17 protein-coding genes and 3 rRNA genes are annotated in these 23954 nt (G+C 63.6%); 17 read left to right on the top strand and 3 right to left on the bottom strand.

What is annotated here, in order from left to right:
- Positions 1-48 precede the first annotated feature (48 nt).
- From argC to GFS60_RS13585, 10 genes are all read left to right on the top strand, one after another.
- On the top strand, positions 49-1104 hold the full coding sequence (gene argC / locus GFS60_RS13540; protein WP_159921889.1) for an N-acetyl-gamma-glutamyl-phosphate reductase: 1056 nt from the start codon (positions 49-51) through the stop codon (positions 1102-1104).
- Positions 1101-2342: a bifunctional glutamate N-acetyltransferase/amino-acid acetyltransferase ArgJ gene (gene argJ, locus GFS60_RS13545; protein ID WP_201453568.1), complete on the top strand. Its 1242-nt coding sequence runs from the start codon at positions 1101-1103 to the stop codon at positions 2340-2342. Before argC ends, argJ begins: the two co-directional genes overlap by 4 nt.
- Positions 2339-3265, top strand: a complete 927-nt coding sequence (gene argB / locus GFS60_RS13550) for an acetylglutamate kinase (protein WP_109329429.1) — start codon at positions 2339-2341, stop codon at positions 3263-3265. Before argJ ends, argB begins: the two co-directional genes overlap by 4 nt.
- Positions 3262-4461, top strand: a complete 1200-nt coding sequence (locus GFS60_RS13555) for an acetylornithine transaminase (protein WP_159921891.1) — start codon at positions 3262-3264, stop codon at positions 4459-4461. Before argB ends, GFS60_RS13555 begins: the two co-directional genes overlap by 4 nt.
- Positions 4458-5405, top strand: a complete 948-nt coding sequence (gene argF / locus GFS60_RS13560) for an ornithine carbamoyltransferase (protein ID WP_159921893.1) — start codon at positions 4458-4460, stop codon at positions 5403-5405. Before GFS60_RS13555 ends, argF begins: the two co-directional genes overlap by 4 nt.
- Positions 5402-5920 carry an arginine repressor gene (locus GFS60_RS13565; RefSeq protein WP_230990167.1) on the top strand — a complete coding sequence of 173 codons (519 nt, stop codon included), beginning with the start codon at positions 5402-5404 and terminating at the stop codon, positions 5918-5920. The genes argF and GFS60_RS13565 overlap by 4 nt, the downstream gene beginning before the upstream one ends.
- A gap of 47 nt (positions 5921-5967) precedes the next feature.
- Complete coding sequence (locus tag GFS60_RS13570; protein ID WP_109329432.1) at positions 5968-7167, top strand: argininosuccinate synthase; 1200 nt, start codon at positions 5968-5970, stop codon at positions 7165-7167.
- Positions 7168-7169: 2 nt separating this feature from the next.
- On the top strand, positions 7170-8588 hold the full coding sequence (gene argH, locus GFS60_RS13575; RefSeq protein ID WP_159921895.1) for an argininosuccinate lyase: 1419 nt from the start codon (positions 7170-7172) through the stop codon (positions 8586-8588).
- Positions 8589-8698: 110 nt separating this feature from the next.
- Entirely contained in the window at positions 8699-11683 is a 2985-nt protein-coding gene (locus tag GFS60_RS13580) for an acyl-CoA synthetase (protein WP_159921897.1), read from the top strand.
- Positions 11684-11721: 38 nt separating this feature from the next.
- The gene (locus GFS60_RS13585) at positions 11722-11934 is read left to right on the top strand and encodes a Trm112 family protein (protein WP_109329435.1); all 213 of its coding nucleotides are present in this window, start codon (positions 11722-11724) and stop codon (positions 11932-11934) included.
- A 15-nt stretch (positions 11935-11949) separates the two neighbouring features.
- Here the strand turns inward: GFS60_RS13585 and GFS60_RS13590 are convergent, their stop codons facing one another.
- The 3 genes from GFS60_RS13590 to GFS60_RS13600 are packed head-to-tail and all read right to left on the bottom strand — an operon-like array spanning position 11950 to position 14041.
- Complete coding sequence (locus tag GFS60_RS13590) at positions 11950-12558, bottom strand: TetR/AcrR family transcriptional regulator (RefSeq protein WP_109329436.1); 609 nt, start codon at positions 12556-12558, stop codon at positions 11950-11952.
- Positions 12555-13310: an ABC transporter permease gene (locus GFS60_RS13595; RefSeq protein ID WP_159921899.1), complete on the bottom strand. Its 756-nt coding sequence runs from the start codon at positions 13308-13310 to the stop codon at positions 12555-12557. The genes GFS60_RS13590 and GFS60_RS13595 overlap by 4 nt, the downstream gene beginning before the upstream one ends.
- The gene (locus GFS60_RS13600) at positions 13310-14041 is read right to left on the bottom strand and encodes an ABC transporter ATP-binding protein (protein WP_159921901.1); all 732 of its coding nucleotides are present in this window, start codon (positions 14039-14041) and stop codon (positions 13310-13312) included. Before GFS60_RS13600 ends, GFS60_RS13595 begins: the two co-directional genes overlap by 1 nt.
- Before the next feature lie 39 nt (positions 14042-14080).
- On the opposite strand from GFS60_RS13600, the gene GFS60_RS13605 reads away from it, so the two are divergent.
- From GFS60_RS13605 to GFS60_RS13635, 7 genes are all read left to right on the top strand, one after another.
- Entirely contained in the window at positions 14081-14752 is a 672-nt protein-coding gene (locus tag GFS60_RS13605; RefSeq protein ID WP_159921903.1) for a DNA-3-methyladenine glycosylase, read from the top strand.
- Positions 14753-14760: 8 nt separating this feature from the next.
- Complete coding sequence (gene tyrS, locus GFS60_RS13610) at positions 14761-16038, top strand: tyrosine--tRNA ligase (protein ID WP_159921905.1); 1278 nt, start codon at positions 14761-14763, stop codon at positions 16036-16038.
- Positions 16039-16640: 602 nt separating this feature from the next.
- Positions 16641-18158: ribosomal RNA gene (locus GFS60_RS13615) — 16S ribosomal RNA — on the top strand.
- Positions 18159-18495: 337 nt separating this feature from the next.
- A 23S ribosomal RNA gene (locus tag GFS60_RS13620) occupies positions 18496-21630 on the top strand.
- A gap of 155 nt (positions 21631-21785) precedes the next feature.
- Positions 21786-21902, top strand: a 5S ribosomal RNA gene (gene rrf / locus GFS60_RS13625).
- Together the 16S, 23S and 5S rRNA genes form the textbook arrangement of a ribosomal RNA operon.
- A gap of 60 nt (positions 21903-21962) precedes the next feature.
- Positions 21963-22916, top strand: coding sequence for a tetratricopeptide repeat protein (locus tag GFS60_RS13630; protein WP_159921907.1), 954 nt, complete (start codon positions 21963-21965; stop codon positions 22914-22916).
- On the top strand, positions 22913-23929 hold the full coding sequence (locus GFS60_RS13635) for an HAD-IIA family hydrolase (RefSeq protein ID WP_236603452.1): 1017 nt from the start codon (positions 22913-22915) through the stop codon (positions 23927-23929). Before GFS60_RS13630 ends, GFS60_RS13635 begins: the two co-directional genes overlap by 4 nt.
- Positions 23930-23954: the final 25 nt, after the last annotated feature.

A 23954-nucleotide genomic window follows, 5' to 3' on the forward strand; every position in this document is an offset into this window, starting at 1 on the left:
GGTGACCCAGGCGTGAATTAGCTTGCATGATGATGCATAATCAATCGTATGACTGAGCACGCGGGAAAACCGATCAGGATTGCCGTCGCCGGCGCGAGCGGATACGCCGGAGGCGAGGTGTTGCGTCTGCTGCTGGGGCACCCGTCCTACGCCGACGGGTCCCTCCTCATCGGCGCGCTCACCGCCGGCGGTAGCGCCGGATCGAGTCTCGGCTCACATCACCCGCATCTCCTCCCGCTCGCCGACCGCATTCTCGAGGACACCACAGTCGAGACTCTCAGCGGCCACGATGTCGTCTTCCTCGGTTTGCCCCACGGCAATTCGGCGCAATACGCGAAGGCCCTGCCCGAATCCACCGTGATCATCGACTGCGGCGCCGACTTCCGGCTCTCCGACGCCGACGACTGGGAGCGGTACTACAAGAGCCCACATGCCGGCAGCTGGCCCTACGGACTTCCCGAGCTACCCGGTGCGCGCGAAAAGCTTACGGGCGCGACACGGATCGCCGTTCCGGGCTGCTTCCCGACGGTGTCGAGCCTGGCGCTGGCCCCCGCCGTCGCGGCCGGTGTCGTGGAACCACGTGTCACGATCGTCGCGGTCACCGGGGCGTCCGGTGCGGGCCGCGCACCCAAGGCGGATCTACTCGGCTCCGAGGTGATGGGCTCGGTGCGCGCCTATGGAGTCGGCGGCGTACACCGGCACACTCCGGAGATCATTCAGAACCTGTCCGCACTCGCAGGTGAACGGGTCACCGTGTCGTTCACCCCCGTGCTGGCGCCGATGCCCCGCGGCATCCTCGCCACCTGCACCGCAGTGACCACCGCATCCGAGGACGAAATTCGGGCGATCTACGAAAAGGCCTACGCCGACGAACCTTTCGTGCACGTGCTTCCGGCGGGAATGCTGCCGCAGACGGGCGCGGTCACCGGGTCCAACGCCGTTCAGATCGCTGTCGCAGTCGATGCGGACGCCGGTCAGCTCGTCGTTGTCGCCGTGATCGACAATTTGACCAAGGGCACCGCCGGAGGGGCCGTGCAATCGATGAATCTCGCGCTCGGGTTACCCGAGACCGCCGGGCTTTCGACAGTGGGAGTCGCACCGTGAGCAACGACAGAATCGACACCGCCTACACCCGCGACATCGCGGGCGGCAAACTCGTCCGCACCCAAGGGGTGTCCGGTCCGGCCGGGTTCCGGGCGTCGGGGATCAAAGCGGGCATCAAGGCCAACGGAAACGCCGATCTCGCGCTCGTGCTCAACGAAGGTCCCGAGCTCGCAGCTGCGGGGGTGTTCACCACCAACAAGGTCAAGGCTGCCCCGGTGCTGTGGTCACAGCAAGTCCTGACGACGGGCCGGCTGCGCGCAGTCGTACTCAACTCCGGTGGGGCCAACGCTTGTACTGGCGCCGGCGGATTCCAGGACACGCACAGGACGGCCGAGGAAGTCGCGTCCGCGCTCAGTAACTGGGGAACCGAGACCGGCGCGGTCGAGGTCGCGGTGTGCTCGACGGGTCTGATCGGCGACCGGCTGCCCATGGACAAGCTTCTTCCCGGCGTCACCGAGGCGGTGCACGAACTGGCCGGCGGCATCTCGGGTGGCACGGATGCGGCCTACGCCATCATGACCACCGACACCGTTCCGAAACAGTCGGCCCTGCACCACGCTGACAAGTGGAACGTCGGCGGGATGGCGAAGGGCGCCGGCATGCTCGCCCCCGCGCTGGCCACCATGCTCTGCGTCATCACCACCGATGCGGTGGCCACCGCCGCCCAGCTCGATGCGGCTCTGCGCGCGGCCACCCGCGTGACTTTCGACCGCCTCGATGTCGACGGTGCGACGTCGACCAACGACACTGTGCTGCTCCTGGCGTCGGGTGCGAGCAACGTCGCCCCCAGCCAGGCGGAACTCGATGCCGCGGTCACCGCGGTGTGTGACGACCTCGCCGACCAGATGATGGCCGACGCGGAGGGAGTCACCAAGCGGGTGCGCGTCACCGTCCGTGGAGCCGCGAGCGAGAACGACGCCCTGATCGGTGCCCGAACCGTGGCCCGCGACAGCCTCGTCAAGACGGCAATCTTCGGCTCCGACCCCAACTGGGGGCGTGTGCTCGCCGCCATCGGTATCGCACCGATCGAGTTGGACCCGGACAAGATCGCGGTCTCGTTCAACGGGTCCCCGGTCTGTATCGACGGGGTCGGTGCGCCCGGCGCCCGTGACGTGGACCTGAGCGGTGTCGACATCGCCCTCGACATCGACTTGGGTGTCGGCGCGCATGCCGTGACCATCCGGACCACGGACCTCTCACACGCCTACGTCGAAGAGAACTCGGCGTACTCGTCATGACCCCGGGCAGCGAAACACTGGTCGGAATCACCGATCACCAGAAGGCACACGTGCTCGCCGAGGCCCTGCCGTGGCTGCAGCAGTTCCGTGGCAAGGTCGTGGTCGTGAAGTACGGCGGCAACGCCATGATCGACGACGCACTGAAGACGGCGTTCGCGGCCGACATGGCGTTTCTCCGCACGGTGGGAATCCACCCGGTCGTCGTGCACGGCGGCGGACCCCAGATCAATGCCATGCTCGCCAAGCTCGGAATGACCGGCGAATTCAAGGGTGGATTCCGGGTCACCACGCCCGAGGTGATGGACGTGGTACGGATGGTGTTGTTCGGCCAGGTCGGCCGCGAACTCGTGGGCCTGATCAATGCGCACGGGCCCTACGCGGTCGGCATTTCCGGCGAGGACGCCCACCTGTTCACTGCGACCAAGCGCACCGTGATGGTCGACGGGAATCCCACCGACATCGGCCTCGTCGGTGACGTCACGACGGTCAGTCCGGACGCGGTGCTCGACCTGATCCATGCCGGCCGGATACCGGTGGTCTCCACCATCGCGCCCGATTCGGACGGCGTCGTGCACAACATCAACGCCGACACGGCGGCAGCGGCGCTCGCCGAGGCGATCGGTGCCGAGAAGCTGGTCGTCCTCACCGATGTCGAGGGGCTGTACACCAACTGGCCGGATCGGGATTCGCTGGCCACGCAGATCGACGCTGCGGCGCTGGCCCAGCTCTTGCCGAGTCTCGACGCCGGAATGGTGCCGAAGATGGAGGCCTGCCTCCGGGCTGTCCGCGGCGGTGTACCCACCGCGCACGTGATCGACGGGCGCATCCCACATTCGGTGCTGCTCGAGCTCTTCACCGGTGAGGGCATCGGAACCATGGTGACCCCGACACCGTCGTCATCTACCGAGGGAGTTGTGTCATGACCGGAACTCCGGAACTTCAGCAGCGGTGGTCGGGCGCGCTGATGAACACGTACGGCGTCCCCCGGGTCGCGCTTACGGGCGGCCGCGGCGCGGTGCTGACGGACGCGGAGGGTAAGCAGTACGTGGACCTTCTCGCCGGCATCGCTGTCAACATCCTCGGACACGCGCATCCGGCGATCATCGAGGCGGTCACCCACCAGCTGTCGACGCTGGGACATGTGTCCAACCTCTATGCCAGCGAACCCGCGATCGCCCTGGCGGAGGAATTGCTCTCGCACCTGGGCGCACCCGGCCGGGTCTTCCTGTGCAATTCGGGGACCGAGGCCAACGAGGCGGCTTTCAAGCTCGCCCGCGCGACAGGTCGCTCCAAGATCATCGCCGCGGAGAACTCCTTCCACGGCCGCACCATGGGCGCGCTGGCGCTCACCGGGCAGGCAGCCAAGCGTGCCCCGTTCGAACCGATGCCCCCCGGTGTCGAGCACGTGCCGTACGGCGATCTCGATGCGCTGGACCGCGCCGTCGACGAAGACACCGCGGCGGTCTTCCTCGAACCCATGATGGGTGAGGGCGGCGTCGTCGTTCCTCCGGAGGGGTATCTGGTCGGTGCAAGGAAGATCACCGCGGACCGCGGTGCGCTGCTGGTGCTCGACGAGGTGCAGACCGGGATCGGCCGGACCGGTTGGTTCTATGCCCATCAGTCCGTCGGCATCATTCCCGACGTCATGACGCTGGCAAAGGGACTCGGTGGGGGAATGCCGATCGGCGCCTGTATCGCCACGGGCGCGACCGCAGATCTGTTCGGTCCCGGTAAACACGGCACCACCTTCGGCGGGAATCCGGTGTGCGCGTCCGCGGCGCTCGCCGTGCTCCGCACGATCGCCGAGGAAGACCTCGTCTCCCGCGCCGACGCACTCGGGAAGTCGCTGTCTGCGGGTATCGAGGGGCTCGGACACCCCTTGGTCGACCACGTCCGCGGCGCCGGGTTGCTGCTCGGCATCGTCCTCACCCGGGACGTCGCACCCGCAGTGGAGAACGCGGCGCGCGAGGCCGGTTACCTGCTCAATGCTGCACAGCCCGGTGTCATCCGGTTGGCTCCACCGCTGGTGCTGACCGACGATCAGGCCGAAGGCTTCGTTGCGGCACTGCCCGCAATCCTCGACAACGCGCAATCGGCCGCTCAGCCGGGAAAGCAGTGACGATCGTGGTGAAACACTTCCTACGGGACGACGACCTGACCCCTGCCCAGCAGGCCGAGGTTCTCGACCTCGCAGCCCGGCTCAAGAAGGATCCCTTCGCGGAGCGCCCGCTCGAAGGCCCGCGCGGTGTCGGCGTCATCTTCGAAAAGAACTCCACCCGTACCCGGTTTTCGTTCGAGATGGGCATCGCCCAACTGGGCGGCCACGCCGTGGTGGTCGACGGACGCAGCACCCAGCTCGGTCGCGAGGAGACACTCCAGGACACCGGCCGGGTGCTGTCGAGGTACGTCGACGCAGTCGTCTGGCGGACGTTCGGGCAGAAGCGCCTGGAGTCGATGGCCTCCGGGGCGAGCATTCCGATCGTGAACGCCCTGTCCGACGAGTTCCATCCCTGTCAGGTCTTGGCCGACCTCCAGACACTGGCCGAGCGGAAGGGATCGTTGAAGGGTCTGAAACTGACCTACCTCGGGGACGGCGCCAACAACATGGCCCACTCCCTCATGCTCGGCGGAGTCACCGCGGGCGTCGACGTCACGATCGCCAGCCCGGACGGATTCGCGCCGTTGCCGTGGGTAGTCGAGGCGGCGCGGGCACGCGCGGCCGAGACCGGTGCCACGATCACGCTTACGGGCGATGCGCACTCGGCGGTCGCGGGCGCGGACGCACTCGTGACCGACACGTGGACGTCGATGGGACAGGAGAACGACGGGCTCGACAGAGTCGGACCGTTCCGCCCTTTCCAGGTCGACGAGGCACTGCTCGCGCGAGCCGATTCCGAAGCTGTGGTTCTGCACTGCCTTCCCGCCCACCGCGGGGAGGAGATCACCGACGCTGTGCTCGACGGACCGCAGAGCGTGGTGTGGGACGAGGCCGAGAACCGGCTTCACGCGCAGAAGGCGCTTCTGGTGTGGCTTCTCGCACAACGATCCGGGGATCGTCCGTGAGTCCGGTTCCGCCACATCGAGTGGGTGCCACCAACGCGGCGACCGCGCCGACGCGGGCAGGGCGTCAGGCCCGGATCGTGGCGATCCTCTCGACCAACCCGGTCCGCAGCCAGACCGAGCTCGCGTCCCTGCTGGCCGCCGAAGGGATCGACGCCACCCAGGCCACGCTCTCCCGTGACCTCGAAGAACTCGGGGCCGTCAAGCTGCGCGCGGCCGACGGTGGCGCCGGCGTGTACGTGGTACCCGAGGACGGGAACCCGGTGCGCGGAGTCTCGGGCGGAACGGACAGATTGGCGCGATTGCTGGGGGAGTTGCTGGTGTCCACGGACTCGAGTGGCAACCTGGCGGTGCTGCGAACGCCTCCCGGGGCGGCGCACTATCTGGCGAGTGCACTCGATCGGGCATCATTACCTGACGTCGTGGGAACCGTAGCCGGCGACGACACCCTTCTCGTGGTGGCCCGTGAGCCGCTGACCGGGGCGGAACTCGCGGCGAAGATCGAATCCCTCGCCTGACAACTGAATCATCTCTACAGATCTTCAACCTAAGGAGCACAAGGACCATGGCCGATCGCGTCGTACTCGCCTACTCGGGCGGGCTGGACACCTCAGTCGCCATCAGCTGGATCGGCAAGGAGACGGGCAAGGAAGTTGTTGCTGTCGCCATCGATCTCGGCCAGGGCGGCGAGGACATGGAGGTCGTGCGCCAGCGTGCGCTCGACTGCGGCGCGGTCGAGTCGGTCGTGGTGGATGCACGGGACGAATTCGCCGACGAGTACTGCCTCCCGACCATCCAGGCCAACGCCCTGTACATGGATCGTTACCCCCTTGTGTCGGCGATCAGCCGCCCGTTGATCGTCAAGCATCTCGTCGACGCGGCCCGCGCCTACGGCGGCACCACCGTCGCGCACGGCTGCACCGGCAAGGGCAACGACCAGGTCCGCTTCGAGGTCGGGTTCGGTTCGCTGGCCCCGGACCTCGACGTGATCGCGCCCGTTCGCGACTATGCCTGGACCCGTGAGAAGGCCATCGCGTTCGCCGAGGAGAACGAGATCCCGATCAATGTCTCGAAGAAGTCCCCGTTCTCGATCGATCAGAACGTGTGGGGCCGCGCGGTCGAGACCGGCTTCCTCGAGGATCTGTGGAATGCACCGACCAAGGACGTCTACGACTACACCCAGGACCCGACCGTCAACTGGCAGGCCCCGGACGAACTGATCATCAGCTTCGAGGAAGGCCGCCCCGTCGCGATCGACGGCAAGCCGGTGTCGGTCCTCGAAGCGATCCAGGAACTGAACCGTCGCGCCGGCGCTCAGGGGGTCGGTCGCCTCGACGTCGTGGAAGACCGGCTGGTGGGCATCAAGAGCCGCGAAATCTACGAGGCTCCGGGCGCCATGGTGCTGATCAATGCGCACCAGGAACTCGAGCACGTCACGCAGGAACGCGAACTCGGCCGCTACAAGCGGCAGACGGAGCAGCGCTGGAGCGAGCTGGTGTACGACGGCCTGTGGTTCTCGCCGCTGAAGGTGGCACTGGACACTTTCATCGCGAAGACCCAGGAGCGCGTCTCGGGTGACATCCGCCTGGTTCTGCACGGCGGCGCGATCATCGTCAACGGCCGCCGGAGCAACCAGTCGCTCTACGACTTCAACCTGGCCACCTACGACGAGGGCGACACCTTCGACCAGTCGTTCGCCAAGGGGTTCGTGCAGATCCACGGTCTGTCCTCGAAGGTCGCCGCGAAGCGCGATCTGGGCCTGTAGGCATGACGGCGCACGGCACCAACGAAGGTGCGTTGTGGGGCGGTCGGTTCGAGTCCGGACCCGCCGCCGCCATGGCGGCCCTGAGCAAGTCGACCCACTTCGATTGGGTTCTCGCACCGTATGACGTGCGGGCGTCGCAGGCGCACGCACGGGTCCTGCACAAGGCGGGACTGCTCAGTGCCGAGGACCTCTCGACGATGCTGGGTGGGCTGGACAGCCTGGCAGCCGATGTGGCGAGCGGAACATTCGGTCCGAGTGAATCCGACGAGGACGTGCACGGCGCCCTCGAACGGGGCCTGATCGATCGGGTCGGCCCGGAAGTCGGGGGACGCCTGCGGGCGGGTCGCTCACGGAATGATCAAGTGGCGACGCTGTTTCGCATGTGGTTGCGGGATGCGGTCCGCCGGGTCGCGGCCGGGGTGTTGGACGTCGTGGATGCGCTCGCGACGCAGGCGGCCGCGCATCCGTCCGCGGTGATGCCCGGCAAGACGCACCTGCAGGCCGCGCAGCCGGTTCTGCTGGCACATCATCTGCTGGCGCACACGCACCCCTTGCTGCGAGACGTGCAGCGCCTGCGGGACTTCGACGTGCGAGCCGCGGTGTCCCCGTACGGATCGGGGGCGCTCGCCGGGTCCTCACTCGGACTCGACCCCGAGGCGATCGCCGCGGAACTCGCGTTCGACTCTTCGGCCGAGAACTCGATCGACGCGACGTCGTCGCGGGACTTTGCGGCCGAGGCCGCGTTCGTCCTCGCGATGATCGGCGTGGATCTGTCGCGGATGGCGGAGGAGGTCATCCTCTGGAGCACCCCGGAATTCGGCTACATCACGCTGGCCGATGCCTGGTCGACGGGTTCGTCGATCATGCCGCAGAAAAAGAATCCGGACGTGTCCGAGCTGACTCGCGGAAAGTCGGGCAGGCTGATCGGCAACCTGACGGGTCTGCTGGCCACGTTGAAAGCGCAGCCGCTCGCTTACAACAGGGACCTGCAGGAAGACAAGGAACCGGTTTTCGATTCGGTGGCACAACTCGAAATGCTGCTGCCTGCGATCACCGGGCTGATCTCGACTCTCGAGTTCCACACCGACCGGATGGCGGAATTGGCGCCCGCCGGTTTCACGCTGGCCACGGATATCGCCGAGTGGCTGGTACGCCAGGGCGTACCGTTCCGCGTCGCCCATGAGGCGGCGGGTGCCTGCGTGCGTGTCGCCGAGGCACGAGGTGTCGGCCTCGAGGATCTCACCGAGGAGGAACTGGCAGCAGTCGATCCTTCCCTGACGCCGGACGTTCGGGAGGTGCTCACGGTCGAGGGCTCGATCGCGTCGCGCAACGCCCGCGGTGGCACCGCCGGTATCCGGGTAGCCGAGCAGTTGGGTGGTGTTCGCCAACTCTCCGAGTCCATGCGGGAATGGTGCCGGTGATGCCTCCGTCGTCGACCCTCCAATAGGGCAGTGTGACGCGTCGGGAGCAGTAGGGTGAGGGCGGCGGCAGTGAGACGTACGTCGCGGTTCGAGAGTCTGGGAGAGTATTCGTGGGTTTTTCTACCGAAACGGTAAAGGGCCCGATCCGTCGGGTAGTGGCGACGGCGCAGAACGGTTTGGAGGTAGTCCGCCTCGGCGGACTCGAGACAGACCTGACCACCTCGCCGTTCGAGGTGGTCGAACGGCGGCCTATGTATCGACTCCGGCGATACTTCCCCGACACCGACCCGGCGGAGGTCGGCCCTCCCATCGTGCTGGTGCCGCCGATGATGATGTCGGCCGACGTCTACGACGTGACCCGCGATCAGGGCGCCGTGGGCATCCTGCACGAAATGGGGATCGATCCCTGGGTTGTCGACTTCGGGTCGCCGGACACCGAAGAGGGGGGATGGGACAGAAATCTCGCCGATCACATCGTCGCGATCAGCGAGATCATCGACAAGGTCCGTGCCCACACCGGCCGCGACGTCCATCTCTCGGGGTATTCGCAGGGTGGCATGTTCGCCTACCAGGCGGCTGCTTACCGCCGCAGTCGCAACATTGCGAGTCTGATCACCTTCGGCAGCCCCGTGGACACTCTGGCCGGTCTGCCGTTCGGAATTCCCGCCGGATTTGCCAGCGACGCAGCCGCTTTCCTCGCGGACCATGTGTTCAACCGTCTCGCGGTGTCCGGGTGGATGGCGCGCACCGGTTTTCAGCTCCTCGACCCGGTGAAGACCCTCAAGTCCCGTCTCGAATTTCTTCGGCAGCTGCACGACCGGGAGGCGCTCCTCCCACGGGAACAACAGCGCCGGTTTCTCGCGACCGAGGGATGGGTTGCCTGGTCGGGTCCCGCAGTGGCGGAGCTGCTCAAGCAGTTCATCGTCCACAACCGGATGATGACCGGCGGTTTCGTCATCAAGGACCGCGTCGTGTCACTCGCCGAGCTGACTTGCCCGATCATGGCGTTCGTCGGTGAAGTAGACGACATCGGGCAGCCGCTCGCGGTCCGCGGGATTCGCCGGGCCGCACCGCGTGCCAATGTGTACGAATCTACTTTGAGGGTAGGGCATTTCGGGCTCGTGGTCGGTTCAGCGGCGGCCGCGCACACATGGCCGACCACCGGTGAATGGGTGCGGTGGAACGAGGGTATGGGGCCAAAACCGTCCACTGTGGATCTCATGCGGTACGACGAACACTTCGGCAGCGAGACCGGAGTGTCGATCAGCGATCGCATCATCCACACGGTGGCCTCGGTCGCGGAAGTCGGTGTGGGGGTCGGCAAAGGGATCACAGGATTCGCCTCGGGAGCGGTTCGCGGCACGGTGGAACTGTCCGGTGAGGCCACGCGCGCTCTTCCGCGTCTCGCGCGTCTCGGCCAGATGCAACCGCACACTCAGATCTCCCTCAGCCGGCTTCTGGCGGAGCAGCGTCGGAAGGCGCCGAACGGTGAGTGCTTCCTCTTCGACAACCGGGTACATACCTACGAGGCGGTGAACCAGCGGATCGACAATGTCGTTCGCGGATTGATCTCCGCCGGCGTGCGGCCCGCTGCACACGTCGGTGTGGTCATGGAAACCCGGCCGAGCGCGCTGGCTGTCATCGCGGCGCTGTCCCGGCTCGGCGCCGTGGCAGTTCTCCTTCCTCCGGGCCGCGAAATCCACACCGCTATCCGGATCGACGGGGTCGAACGCATCGTCACCGATCCTGAGAATCTCGACGCCGCCCTCGCCACCGGAATGCAGGTTCTCGTCCTCGGTGGGGGAGACCTCCGCAGTCTCGATGTCGAGCCCGGGTCGAACGTCGTCGATCTCGAGCAGATCGACCCGGAGTCCGTCGCTCTGCCAGGCTGGTACCGGCCCGACCCCGGGCTGGCACGAGAGCTGGCCTTCATTATCTGCAGTGAATCCAACGGGCACTGGGAGACCAAGCAGATCACCAACTACCGTTGGGCGCTGTCTGCCTTCGGTACCGCCTCGGCCGCTGATCTCGATCGCGGCGACACGGTGTATTGCATTGCTCCCCTGCATCATTCATCCAGTCTCCTCGCGGCAGTGGGGGGAGCGGTGGCGGGCGGCTCACGTATCGCCCTGTCGAAGGGCCTCGACGCCGAGCGCTTCACCGAGGAGGTCCAGCGTTACGGCGTGACCGTCGTCAGCTACACGTGGACGATGATGCGTGAAATCCTCGATGCGGAAAGCCTCGATCTGCTCGGTAACTACCCGATCCGCCTGTTCCTCGGTTCCGGTATGCCACAGGGGTTGTGGCGGCGCACCACCGAGTGCTTCGCGCCCGCGAAGGTGCTGGAGTTCTACGCGTCGACCGAAGGTGATGTCGTTCTCGCGAACGTCGCAGGCGCCAAGATCGGGTGCAAAGGCAGGCCGTTGCCGGGTAGCGCCGAGGTGCGACTGGCCGCATACGACCCGATCTCCGGACGTCTGCTCGAAGACGACCGGGGCTTCGTCCGCGAATGTGCGGACAACGAGGTCGGTCTACTCCTCGGCAAGGCGGGCGTGCACGGTGAAATGTCCGGTGTGGCCATGCGGGGCATCTTCGCTGCCGGCGACGCGTGGATCGCGACGGAAAACCTCTTTCGCCGCGATGCAGACGGTGACTACTGGCTGGTCGATCACAAGAAGACCGTCATCACCACCGCCCGAGGACCTGTGTTCACGCAACCGATCGTGGACGCCCTGGCGGCCGTCGACAGGATCGACCTGGCCGTGGCCTACGGTATCGAGGTCGGCGGCAGCACGTTGGCGGTTGCGGCCTTCACCCTCCGCGACGGACGCCCGCCACGGCTGGCCGATGTGGCGGAGGCCATCGAAGCACTCCCGTTCGGGTGGCGTCCCGACATCGTCCATGCGGTGGACACCATTCCGCTGGGCTCGTCGTTCCGCCCCAATGCCGACGGTCTGAGTGCGGCAGGTTTGCCGAAGCCGGGCACCCGCGTCTGGTATCTCGACGCGACCTCACAGGAGTACAAACGGCTGACGAAAGCAGTAGCAGCGCAGTTCCACGACGGCTCGGCCGGCATGCCCGCTGGTGCGCGGTAACCTGAGGCTGCTCACCCGAACGGTTGGAGAGGACATCCGTGGTTATTGATCCGACACTGCTCAGCATTCTGGCGTGCCCGCAGGACAAGGGCCCGCTCCTGCTGGTCGGAGACGAGTTGCTCTACAACCCTCGACTTCGGCGCGCCTATCCCATCGAGAACGGGATCCCGGTCCTCCTCATCGACGAGGCGCGGGACGTGGATGCCGAGGAGCACGAGCAGCTGGTCGCCCGGGCATCTGCGCAGTCGTGATCGCGGCGCGTTGAATCAGCCCGGCACGGGTCCGGTGAGATAGCGCTGGAGCGTCGGCGCTATCACGTCGACCAGATCCTCGATCGGGAGAGAAGCGAGGGGTTCGAACTCGAGGATGTACCGGGTCACCAGAATCCCTACCATCTGCGACGCCACCAGCTGCATACGCAGGATCCCGGTTCCGGGTGGCTCGTCGACTCTCGGGCCGAGGTCACGAAATACCACTTCCACGAGGAAGGTTCGGATCAGGGTCGGTTCGTTGCCCGCCATCGCGGAACGGAACGCCGCGACAACTGCCGGTCGGTGCGGTGACTCCCAGACCGAGAAGACAGCTTCCGCGAGATGGCGCCCGACCTCGTCGGTCGGGATGTCGAGGACCGGTGCAATCACCTGGGTGGGGTCGACGGGAATGTCGACGGAGTCGAGGAACAACTGGCGTTTGGTCCCGAAGTAGTGATGCACGAGCGCCGCATCGACGCCTGCACTCAGGGCGACTGCACGCACACTCGTTTTGTCGAACCCATTCTGTGCGAACAGCTTTCGTGCGACTGCCAGTATCCGAGATCGAGTGTCCTGATTTCCGGGTCTGCGGCCCGAACGCGTTCGTGCGCGTGGTGCCGTCATGGTGTGCGACGCCTCAGTGTGGCGGCTCCGAGCGACAGCGCGAGTAGTGCGAAGGCGGCGACCACGGTGAGATCGCGCCACATGATTCCGGTGGTACCCGGGTGGGTCGCGACCTGTTGGAGCGCCTCGACGGCGTAGCTCAGTGGCAGAACGTTGCTGCTCCATTCGAGCCAGGTGGGGAGCTGATCGCGGGGGACGAGCAGCCCGCACAGGAACAGTTGGGGAACCACGATGACGGGCATGAACTGCACGGCCTGGAACTCGGTGCGGGCGAAGGCGCTGCACAGGAGGCCGAGCGCAACACCGAGAATCGCGTTCAGTACCGCGATCAGCAGAACCCAGCTCACGCTGCCTTCGGTGTCGAGACCGAGGAAGCCGAATGCGACGGCGCAGGCCAGTGCAGCCTGTGCGGCGGCTGCCGTGGAAAAGGCTGCCGCGTAGCCGCCGAGAAGGTCCAGTTTGCCCAGTGGTGTCGTGAGGAGGCGTTCCAGGGTTCCCGACGTGCGTTCGCGTTGCATCGCAATCGACGTGACGAGGAACATCACCACGAAGGGAAGGATACCGAGCATCGTGATCGCGACCCGCTCGAAAAGCGATTGTTGGCCGGGGGCCGCCGGCACGTTCTGGTACAGGAAGTACAGCAGCACCATCAGCAGGCTCGGTACTACGAGGATCATGGCGACCGTGCGATGGTCGGCCCGCAACTGCGCGAGTATCCGACCTGCCGTTGCGAGGAAGATTCTGGCGTTCATCAGTTTTCACTTCCCACCTGTGATGTGCGGATCAAGGTCAAGAAGGCGTCTTCGAGGCTCGACTCACCGGTCTGGCGGCGCAGGCCGGTGGGAGATTCCTGCGCGAGTACGTGCCCGTCGCGCATCAGGAGCAGCGAATCGCAGTGTTCGGCCTCGTCCATCACATGGCTGGACACCAGGAGGGTCGTTCCTCCGGCAGCGAGGGCCTCGAACCGCTCCCACAGTTCGACACGAAGCAACGGATCGAGGCCGACGGTGGGCTCGTCGAGTACGAGGATCTCCGGGTCCGCGACCAGTGCGCAGGCGAGTGAAGCTCGTCCGAGTTGGCCCCCGGAGAGGTCCGCTGCTTTCTGGCCGGCGAACCGGGTGAGTCCGACAGCGTCGATCGCGTCGTTGACCGCACCTGCCGGCCGGCCGTAGAGCGCGGCGTAGTAAGCGACGTTCTTCTTGACGGTGAGGTCGGTGTACACGCTCGGTGTTTGGGTGACGTACCCCACTCGGCTCCGTAGCGAGACCGAACCAGCGGGCGATCCCAGGACGGTGACGGAACCGGACTCCACGATTTGAGTACCGACCACGCACCGCATCAGTGTCGTTTTGCCGCACCCGGAAGGACCGAGAAGTCCGGTGATGGACCCGCCCGGTACTTGCACCTCGACGCCGTGCAAGACCTCGTTCTTTCCTCGCCGTACGCGGAGATCCCGGATGTCGATCGCAGGGCTGCCGTTCATGGCGTGCCTCAATTCATCACTGGGTGAATTCACTGCCTGATGAATTATGCGTCCACGGAGAGCTGTGCGTCAACGGTTGGGCACAATCGGAGGGTGACTGTCGATCGACTTGCCGAGGCCCACCCCACCGAAGCCGCAAGAATCGTGCTGGGGTCCACCTTGATCGTCGCGGACGTACGCCTTCGCATCGTCGAGGTCGAGGCGTACGGCGGAGAAGCCGAGGGGCCATGGCCGGACCCTGCATCGCACTCGTATCGGGGGAAGACGCCGCGGAACGCGGTGATGTTCGGCCCTGCCGGACACCTGTACGTGTACCGCAGCTACGGAATGCACTTCTGCATGAATGTGTCGTACGGGCCGGTCGGGACGGCCGGCGGAGTGCTTCTGCGCGCAGGTGAAATCCTCGACGGTGCGGAGACTGTCCGTGCACGACGATCGCGGGTCACCCGGCCCGCTGATTTCGCGCGCGGTCCCGGGAACTTGGGGTCGGCCACCGGCGTCACCCTCGCCGACAATGGTGCGCCGCTGTTTGCGGCTGATTCACCGATCCGGCTCGAGATCACCGAGTCGGAAGGATGGGTGAGTGGTCCTCGGGTGGGGGTCAGCGCGGCCGCTGACCGGCCGTGGCGTTTCTGGATCCCCGAGTCCGCTGCCGTGTCGGCCTATCGGAGAAGCCCGCGTGCGATGCCCGTCGGCGAGCGGATGGGATGATCGATCACGTGACTGAGAACATCATCGATGAACTGACCTGGCGCGGGCTGATCGCTCAATCAACCGATCTGGACGCATTGCGTCGTGATCTCGACGCCGGACCGGTCACGCTGTATGCGGGGTTCGACCCGACGGGACCCAGTCTGCACGCCGGGCACCTGGTACCTCTGCTCGCGCTCAAACGGTTCCAGCGCGCAGGGCACCGGCCAGTGGTCCTGGCAGGTGGCGCGACGGGACTCATCGGTGACCCGCGTGATGTCGGTGAACGGACAATGAACTCCTCCGACACGGTGGCCGCGTGGGCCGATCGCATCCGCGGCCAACTCGAACGGTTCGTCGACTTCGACGATTCCCCCAGCGGCGCCGTCGTCGAGAACAATATGAACTGGACCGGGAAGCTGTCGGCGATCGACTTCCTCCGAGATGTCGGCAAGCACTTCTCGGTCAACGTCATGCTGGCGCGGGACACGGTGAAACGCAGGCTCGAATCCGACGGCATGTCCTACACGGAGTTCAGCTACATGCTGCTCCAGGCCAACGACTACCTCCATCTGCGCCGTAGCCACGGGTGCACGTTGCAGGTGGGCGGGTCGGATCAGTGGGGCAACATCATCGCCGGTGTCGACCTGAACCGCCGTATCGACGCCGCGACGGTGCACGGACTCACCGTTCCGTTGGTGACCTCCGCCGACGGTAAGAAGTTCGGCAAGTCGACCGGTGGTGGGAGCCTGTGGCTCGATCCCGAGATGACGAGCCCCTACGCCTGGTACCAGTACTTCGTGAACACGAGCGACGCCGATGTCGTGAAATACCTGCGATGGTTCACCTTCCTTTCGCCGGAGGAGCTTGCGGAGCTCGAGGCGGCGACAGTTGAACGTCCGCATGCTCGCGAGGCCCAGCGGAGGCTGGCAGCGGAAATGACAACTCTGGTCCACGGAGAAGCGAACACCCACGCCGTGGAGCTGGCTAGCAAGGCACTGTTCGGCAGGGGTGAATTGCGGGATCTCGACGAACCGACGCTGGCTGCGGCGCTCCGCGAAGCGGCGGTCGCAGAGTTGGCGCCCGGGGCACCTGCCAGCATCGTGGATCTGCTCGTGCTCAGTGGGCTGTGCGAGAGCAAGGGCGCTGCCCGCCGTGCGGTGAAGGAAGGCGGCGCGTCGGTGAACAACCGCAAGATCAGCAGCGAGGAGTGGACCCCCTCGGGCGACGATCTTCTCCATGGAACCTGGCTCGTGATTCGGCGCGGTAAACGGCACTTCGCCGGCATCCAGGTGGTTGCGGGCTAGGGTGCCCGGCATCACACCGTTGTAAGTTCGGGACGTGATCCGCAGGTGGCTGACGCTGTGCGCGTTCCACCTGCGGATTTAACGCGCCGGACTTCTCCGAACTGGGGATTTGACGCTCCGTTATCCGTCGCGTAACTTATTCCAAGTCAGAGCGACACGGACACCGACCCCGGCCGGAAGGCGGGGGACACGAGGTTGGACGAAGGCGCCTGAACTTCCCGAAGATGCTGATCTTGATTGGTGTGTTCGAGATGTCCTGGAGGTTCCCGTTTGCATCGGGGGTTGGCAGGAGTTAGGCTGGAGCGGTTGCCCCGGATCGGTCGGAGATGTTGTCTTCGGGTGTGATGGTGTGTGCGTGTTCTTTGAGAACTCAACAGTGTGTCGATGAATGTCAGTGCCAAATGTTTTTGGTACTCCGCATCACGGGTGATCGGCTGGGCCTTTTGGGGTTTGGTTGTGAGTGGTGTGGGTATTTGCTGGCTCTTTCTCCTTCTTCCGTCGGAGAGGGGGTCGGTGTTTGATTGAGCTAGTTTGAGTTTTTGATCGCTAGTGATTTGACTCGATGTCTATGACTGATTGGGGTTCGCCTCTTTCTAGAGTCTTCAACGGAGAGTTTGATCCTGGCTCAGGACGAACGCTGGCGGCGTGCTTAACACATGCAAGTCGAGCGGTAAGGCCCTTCGGGGTACACGAGCGGCGAACGGGTGAGTAACACGTGGGTGATCTGCCCTGCACTTCGGGATAAGCCCGGGAAACTGGGTCTAATACCGGATACGACCTTCGGCTGCATGGCTGGGGGTGGAAAGGTTTACTGGTGCAGGATGGGCCCGCGGCCTATCAGCTTGTTGGTGGGGTAATGGCCTACCAAGGCGACGACGGGTAGCCGACCTGAGAGGGTGACCGGCCACACTGGGACTGAGACACGGCCCAGACTCCTACGGGAGGCAGCAGTGGGGAATATTGCACAATGGGCGAAAGCCTGATGCAGCGACGCCGCGTGAGGGATGAAGGCCTTCGGGTTGTAAACCTCTTTCAGCAGGGACGAAGCGCAAGTGACGGTACCTGCAGAAGAAGCACCGGCTAACTACGTGCCAGCAGCCGCGGTAATACGTAGGGTGCAAGCGTTGTCCGGAATTACTGGGCGTAAAGAGTTCGTAGGCGGTTTGTCGCGTCGTTTGTGAAAACTCACAGCTCAACTGTGAGCTTGCAGGCGATACGGGCAGACTTGAGTACTGCAGGGGAGACTGGAATTCCTGGTGTAGCGGTGAAATGCGCAGATATCAGGAGGAACACCGGTGGCGAAGGCGGGTCTCTGGGCAGTAACTGACGCTGAGGAACGAAAGCGTGGGTAGCGAACAGGATTAGATACCCTGGTAGTCCACGCCGTAAACGGTGGGCGCTAGGTGTGGGTTCCTTCCACGGAATCTGTGCCGTAGCTAACGCATTAAGCGCCCCGCCTGGGGAGTACGGCCGCAAGGCTAAAACTCAAAGGAATTGACGGGGGCCCGCACAAGCGGCGGAGCATGTGGATTAATTCGATGCAACGCGAAGAACCTTACCTGGGTTTGACATATACCGGAAAGCCGTAGAGATACGGCCCCCCTTGTGGTCGGTATACAGGTGGTGCATGGCTGTCGTCAGCTCGTGTCGTGAGATGTTGGGTTAAGTCCCGCAACGAGCGCAACCCTTGTCTTATGTTGCCAGCACGTAATGGTGGGGACTCGTAAGAGACTGCCGGGGTCAACTCGGAGGAAGGTGGGGACGACGTCAAGTCATCATGCCCCTTATGTCCAGGGCTTCACACATGCTACAATGGCCAGTACAGAGGGCTGCGAGACCGTGAGGTGGAGCGAATCCCTTAAAGCTGGTCTCAGTTCGGATCGGGGTCTGCAACTCGACCCCGTGAAGTCGGAGTCGCTAGTAATCGCAGATCAGCAACGCTGCGGTGAATACGTTCCCGGGCCTTGTACACACCGCCCGTCACGTCATGAAAGTCGGTAACACCCGAAGCCGGTGGCCTAACCCCTTGTGGGAGGGAGCCGTCGAAGGTGGGATCGGCGATTGGGACGAAGTCGTAACAAGGTAGCCGTACCGGAAGGTGCGGCTGGATCACCTCCTTTCTAAGGAGCATCTCCAGTCATGTACCGCTGAACAGTCAGTGGATGATGGTCTGGCAGAGGCCATTTCGGATGCGTATGTTATCCGGTGGTTGCTCATGGGTGGATCGCTGACAAGTATTGGTTCTCAACTGCCGGCCTGTGTGCTGGTGGGAGGGCGAATTATATCGACATACTGTTGGGTCCTGAGGGAACACGTGAGTGTTTTTTCTTTCAGGGAAGTGACGATCCGGTTCGGATGTCAGGCAGACCGCATCACTTTTGGTGGTGGGCATGGTGCTGGCGGAGTTCGAGGCGGGTGTGTTGTTTGAGAACTGCACAGTGGACGCGAGCATCTTTGTTGTAAGTAATGAAGAGCGTACGGTGGATGCCTTGGCACCAGGAGCCGATGAAGGACGTAGGAGGCTGCGATAAGCCTCGGGGAGCTGTCAACCGAGCTGAGATCCGAGGATGTCCGAATGGGGAAACCCAGCACGAGTGATGTCGTGTTACCCGCATCTGAATATATAGGGTGTGTGGAGGGAACGTGGGGAAGTGAAACATCTCAGTACCCACAGGAAGAGAAAACAATAGTGATTCCGTGAGTAGTGGCGAGCGAAAGCGGAAGAGGCTAAACCATGGATGTGTGATAGCCGGCAGGCGTTGCATTCGTGGGGTTGTGGGGTTCATCTTGTCAATGCTGCCGTGTTGGCCGACAGTAAGAAATCATGGTGTTAGTGGAAGTGGTCTGGAACGGCCTGTCGTAGAGGGTGAGAATCCCGTACACGAAAACATTGTGACTGTCGTGATGGAAACCCAAGTAGCACCGGGCCCGTGAAATCTGGTGTGAATCTGTCGGGACCACCCGATAAGCCTGAATACTCCCTGGTGACCGATAGCGGACTAGTACCGTGAGGGAAAGGTGAAAAGTACCCCGGGAGGGGAGTGAAATAGTACCTGAAACCGTGCGCTTACAATCCGTCAAAGCCTTCGAGTGACTTGTCACTGGGGGTGATGGCGTGCCTTTTGAAGAATGAGCCTGCGAGTTAGTGGCATGTCGCGAGGTTAACCCGTGTGGGGTAGCCGTAGCGAAAGCGAGTCCGAATAGGGCGTTCATAGTGGCATGTTCTAGACCCGAAGCGGAGTGATCTACCCATGGCCAGGTTGAAGCGACGGTAAGACGTCGTGGAGGACCGAACCCACTTAGGTTGAAAACTGAGGGGATGAGTTGTGGGTAGGGGTGAAAGGCCAATCAAACTCCGTGATAGCTGGTTCTCCCCGAAATGCATTTAGGTGCAGCGTCGCGTGTTTCTCATCGGAGGTAGAGCTACTGGATGGTCTAGGGGGCCCACAAGCTTACCGAAATCAGCCAAACTCCGAATGCCGGTGAGTGAGAGCGCGGCAGTGAGACTGCGGGCGATAAGGTTCGTAGTCGAGAGGGAAACAGCCCAGATCGCCAGCTAAGGTCCCTAAGCGTGTACTAAGTGGAAAAGGATGTGGGGTCGCGAAGACAACCAGGAGGTTGGCTTAGAAGCAGCCACCCTTGAAAGAGTGCGTAATAGCTCACTGGTCAAGTGATCCTGCGCCGACAATGTAGCGGGGCTCAAGTACACCACCGAAGCTGCGGCATTCACACAATGCACCCCCATTTTCCTGCGGGAGGGTGGGCAGTGGTGTGGATGGGTAGGGGAGCGTCGTGTGGCCATGGAAGCGGCGGGGTGACCCAGCCGTGGAGGCCACACGAGTGAGAATGCAGGCATGAGTAGCGAAAGACGAGTGAGAAACTCGTCCGCCGAATGACCAAGGGTTCCTGGGCCAGGTTAATCCGCCCAGGGTGAGTCGGGACCTAAGACGAGGCCGACAGGCGTAGCCGATGGACAACGGGTTGATATTCCCGTACCCGTGTGAACGCGCCCCTGGTGAATCAGTGATACTAACCACCCTGAAACCGCGTGTGGACCTTCGGGTTCGTGCGTGGTGGATGCGTGGGACCTGATCTGGTAGTAGCCAAGCGATGGGGTGACGCAGGAAGGTAGCTGAGCCAGTCAGTGGTAATACTGGTGTAAGCCTGTAGGGAGTGACCTAGGCAAATCCGGGTCACACATATCCTGAGAGGTGACGCATAGCCGAATGAGGCGAATTCAGTGATCCTATGCTGCCGAGAAAAGCCTCTAGCGAGCTTTCACACGGCCCGTACCCCAAACCGACACAGGTGGTCAGGTAGAGAATACTAAGGCGATCGAGATAACTATGGTTAAGGAACTCGGCAAAATGCCCCCGTAACTTCGGGAGAAGGGGGGCCTCGTCTGGTGATCACTCTTGCAGTGTGAGCTGGGTGGGGCCGCAGAGACCAGTGAGAAGCGACTGTTTACTAAAAACACAGGTCCGTGCGAAGTCGTAAGACGATGTATACGGACTGACGCCTGCCCGGTGCTGGAAGGTTAAGAGGACCGGTTAGCCATTTCGGTGGCGAAGCTGAGAATTTAAGCCCCAGTAAACGGCGGTGGTAACTATAACCATCCTAAGGTAGCGAAATTCCTTGTCGGGTAAGTTCCGACCTGCACGAATGGCGTAACGACTTCTCAGCTGTCTCAACCATAGACTCGGCGAAATTGCATTACGAGTAAAGATGCTCGTTACGCGCGGCAGGACGAAAAGACCCCGGGACCTTCACTACAGCTTGGTATTGGTGTTCGGTTCGGTTTGTGTAGGATAGGTGGGAGACTGTGAAGCGCTCACGCCAGTGAGTGTGGAGTCGTTGTTGAAATACCACTCTGATCGTATTGGACCTCTAACCTCGGACCATGATCTGGTTCAGGGACAGTGCCTGGTGGGTAGTTTAACTGGGGCGGTTGCCTCCCAAAATGTAACGGAGGCGCCCAAAGGTTCCCTCAGCCTGGTTGGCAATCAGGTGTCGAGTGCAAGTGCACAAGGGAGCTTGACTGTGAGACTGACAAGTCGAGCAGGGACGAAAGTCGGGACTAGTGATCCGGCACCGGCAAGTGGAAGCGGTGTCGCTCAACGGATAAAAGGTACCCCGGGGATAACAGGCTGATCTTCCCCAAGAGTCCATATCGACGGGATGGTTTGGCACCTCGATGTCGGCTCGTCGCATCCTGGGGCTGGAGTAGGTCCCAAGGGTTGGGCTGTTCGCCCATTAAAGCGGCACGCGAGCTGGGTTTAGAACGTCGTGAGACAGTTCGGTCTCTATCCGCCGCGCGCGTTAGAAACTTGAGGAAGGCTGTCCCTAGTACGAGAGGACCGGGACGGACGAACCTCTGGTGTGCCAGTTGTTCCACCAGGAGCACCGCTGGTTAGCTACGTTCGGAAGGGATAACCGCTGAAAGCATCTAAGCGGGAAGCCTGTTCCAAGATGAGGTTTCTCACCCCCTCGAGGGGGTAAGGCCCCCGGCAGACCACCGGGTTGATAGGCCAGAACTGGAAGCCCAGTAATGGGTGTAGGTGACTGGTACTAATAGGCCGAGGACTTACCACAAAGAAGCTACGCGTCCACTGTGCAGTATCTGAAACAACACACAGATACCCTTTTCCCTTTTACGGAACCCCCGACAAGTTCCGCACCCACCCGGGTGCGTGGCCACGGACAGGAACCGGCAAAGGGACGATGGGTGTGTGACAGTTTCATAGAGTTACGGCGGCCATAGCGGAGGGGAAACGCCCGGCCCCATTCCGAACCCGGAAGCTAAGCCCTCCAGCGCCGATGGTACTGCACTCGACAGGGTGTGGGAGAGTAGGACACCGCCGAACATCCGTTACCGAAAGGGGACCCAATATACTGGGTCCCCTTTCGTGCTTTGTGTGAAAGGAATGACTGTGTCGGAGAGCGACGACGGACGTCGATCCTTCCGCGGAGGCGGTGCCTCTAATTCTGGACGAGGCGGTGCTTCCGGTTCGGACCGAGGCAGTGCCTCAGGGTCGAGCAGAGGTGGCCCGTCGGGTGGTCGTGGTGGATCGTTCGGCGGACCGCGAGGTGATTCTCGTGGCGGTGCCGGCAATGACCGGCGGGGTGGGCAGCGCCGTGGGGGCGAGGGCGGATTCACTCCGCGGGGTCGTGATGGTGACCGCCCGCAGCGGCAGGATGCCCGTCCCGACGAACCCGACCTGCCGGAAAATGTCGAGGCCGGTGAACTTGATCCGACTGTCCGGCGTGACCTGCTGAGCTTGGACAAGACGAACGCGAATACCGTTGCGCGGCATCTGGTGATGGCGGGCAAGTTGGTTGACGACGATCCCCGACTGGCCCTGGCGCATGCGCGTGCGGCGCGGCAGCGGGCCGGACGTATCGCCGTCGTTCGTGAGGCCGCGGGCATCACCGCGTACCACGCTGGTGAATGGGCAGAAGCGCTGTCCGAGCTGCGGGCCGCACGTCGGATGGCTGGCGGTCCCGGACTCCTCGCCGTGATGGCGGATTGCGAACGTGGACTGGGCCGACCAGAACGGGCGATCGAACTGGGTCGGAGCGATGAAGCAGCGGCTCTGTCTGGTGACGATGCCGCCGAGCTGCGCATCGTAGTTGCAGGTGCGCGCATGGACCTCGGGCAGTTCGATCAGGCCGTGGTCACGTTGCAGACGCCGGACCTCGACGCTTCCCGTACCGGTCCGGGCGCTGCGCGTCTCTTCTATGCGTATGCCGACGCCCTGGTGGCCGCCGGCCGTATCGAGGATGGCCTGAAGTGGTTCCTCAATTCGGCTGCGGCGGACCTCGAAGGTGATACCGACGCAGAGGAGCGTGTGGCCGAGCTGACCGGAGACGATCAGTGACGGTGGAGAACGGTGTGGCGTCGTCGCTGCGTGAGGGATATGACGCTCTGCTACTCGACCTGGACGGCACCCTGTATGAGGGTCCGCTGGCAATTCCCGGTGCCCGGGCCGCGCTGGCGCCGGGAACGCAAGCCCTCTATTACGTGACCAACAATGCGAGTCGTAGCCCAAGTGAGGTCGCCGCACACCTGACCGAGCTCGGTTTCGACGCCTCGGAGTCGAGGGTGGTCACGAGTTCGCAATCCGCAGCTCGACTCCTCGCTGAGAAGATCGAACCCGGTGCTGCAGTGCTGGTGGTCGGGACGGAAGCCCTGGCGGATGAAGTGGCGCGGGTCCGCTTGCGCCCGGTGCGGTTGTTCGCGGATTCGCCCGTCGCGGTGGTGCAGGGCCATTCTCCGACAACCGACTGGGCGATTCTTGCGGAGGCGACTCTCGCCATCCGGTCGGGAGCTCTCTGGGTAGCGGCCAATGTCGATTCCACGCTCCCTACCGAGCGTGGGCTGGTGCTGGGCAACGGATCTATGGTGGCCGCTCTGCGCACCGCAACGTCCTGCGTACCTTTGGTTGCCGGTAAACCGGCAGCGCCTTTGATGGAAGACGCGATACGCCGTAGTGGGAGTTCGCGCCCTCTGGTTGTGGGCGACAGACTCGACACCGACATCGAGGGCGCCAACGCGGTGGGTCTCGAATCCCTGTTGGTGCTCACCGGGGTCAGCACTGCCATCGACGTCCTTCGGGCAACCGAGGAACAACGCCCGACCTTCATCGCGTCCGAACTGGATGCCCTCAACCGGCCTGCTGACGAATCGCGGGTCGGCGAGGACCGCCGGTTCTCCGTCGAGTTCGATGGCACTGATCTGGTGATCGAACCGAAAGGCGAATCGATCGGCACTGCCGATTCGGTGACGCTGCTCCGGCACGTGGCTGTGTCAGCATGGAAGTACCCGGAGTTCGGCCGCGTCACGTCCACTCACCCGGCAGTCAGCGCGCTCGTGTCCGATTGGGGTGCTTGACCGCGCAACTCGAGTGCCCGCAGAT

Origin of the sequence: Rhodococcus sp. WAY2, from assembly GCF_009859915.1 — a bacterium.
Lineage (GTDB): Bacteria > Actinomycetota > Actinomycetes > Mycobacteriales > Mycobacteriaceae > Rhodococcus_F > Rhodococcus_F oxybenzonivorans.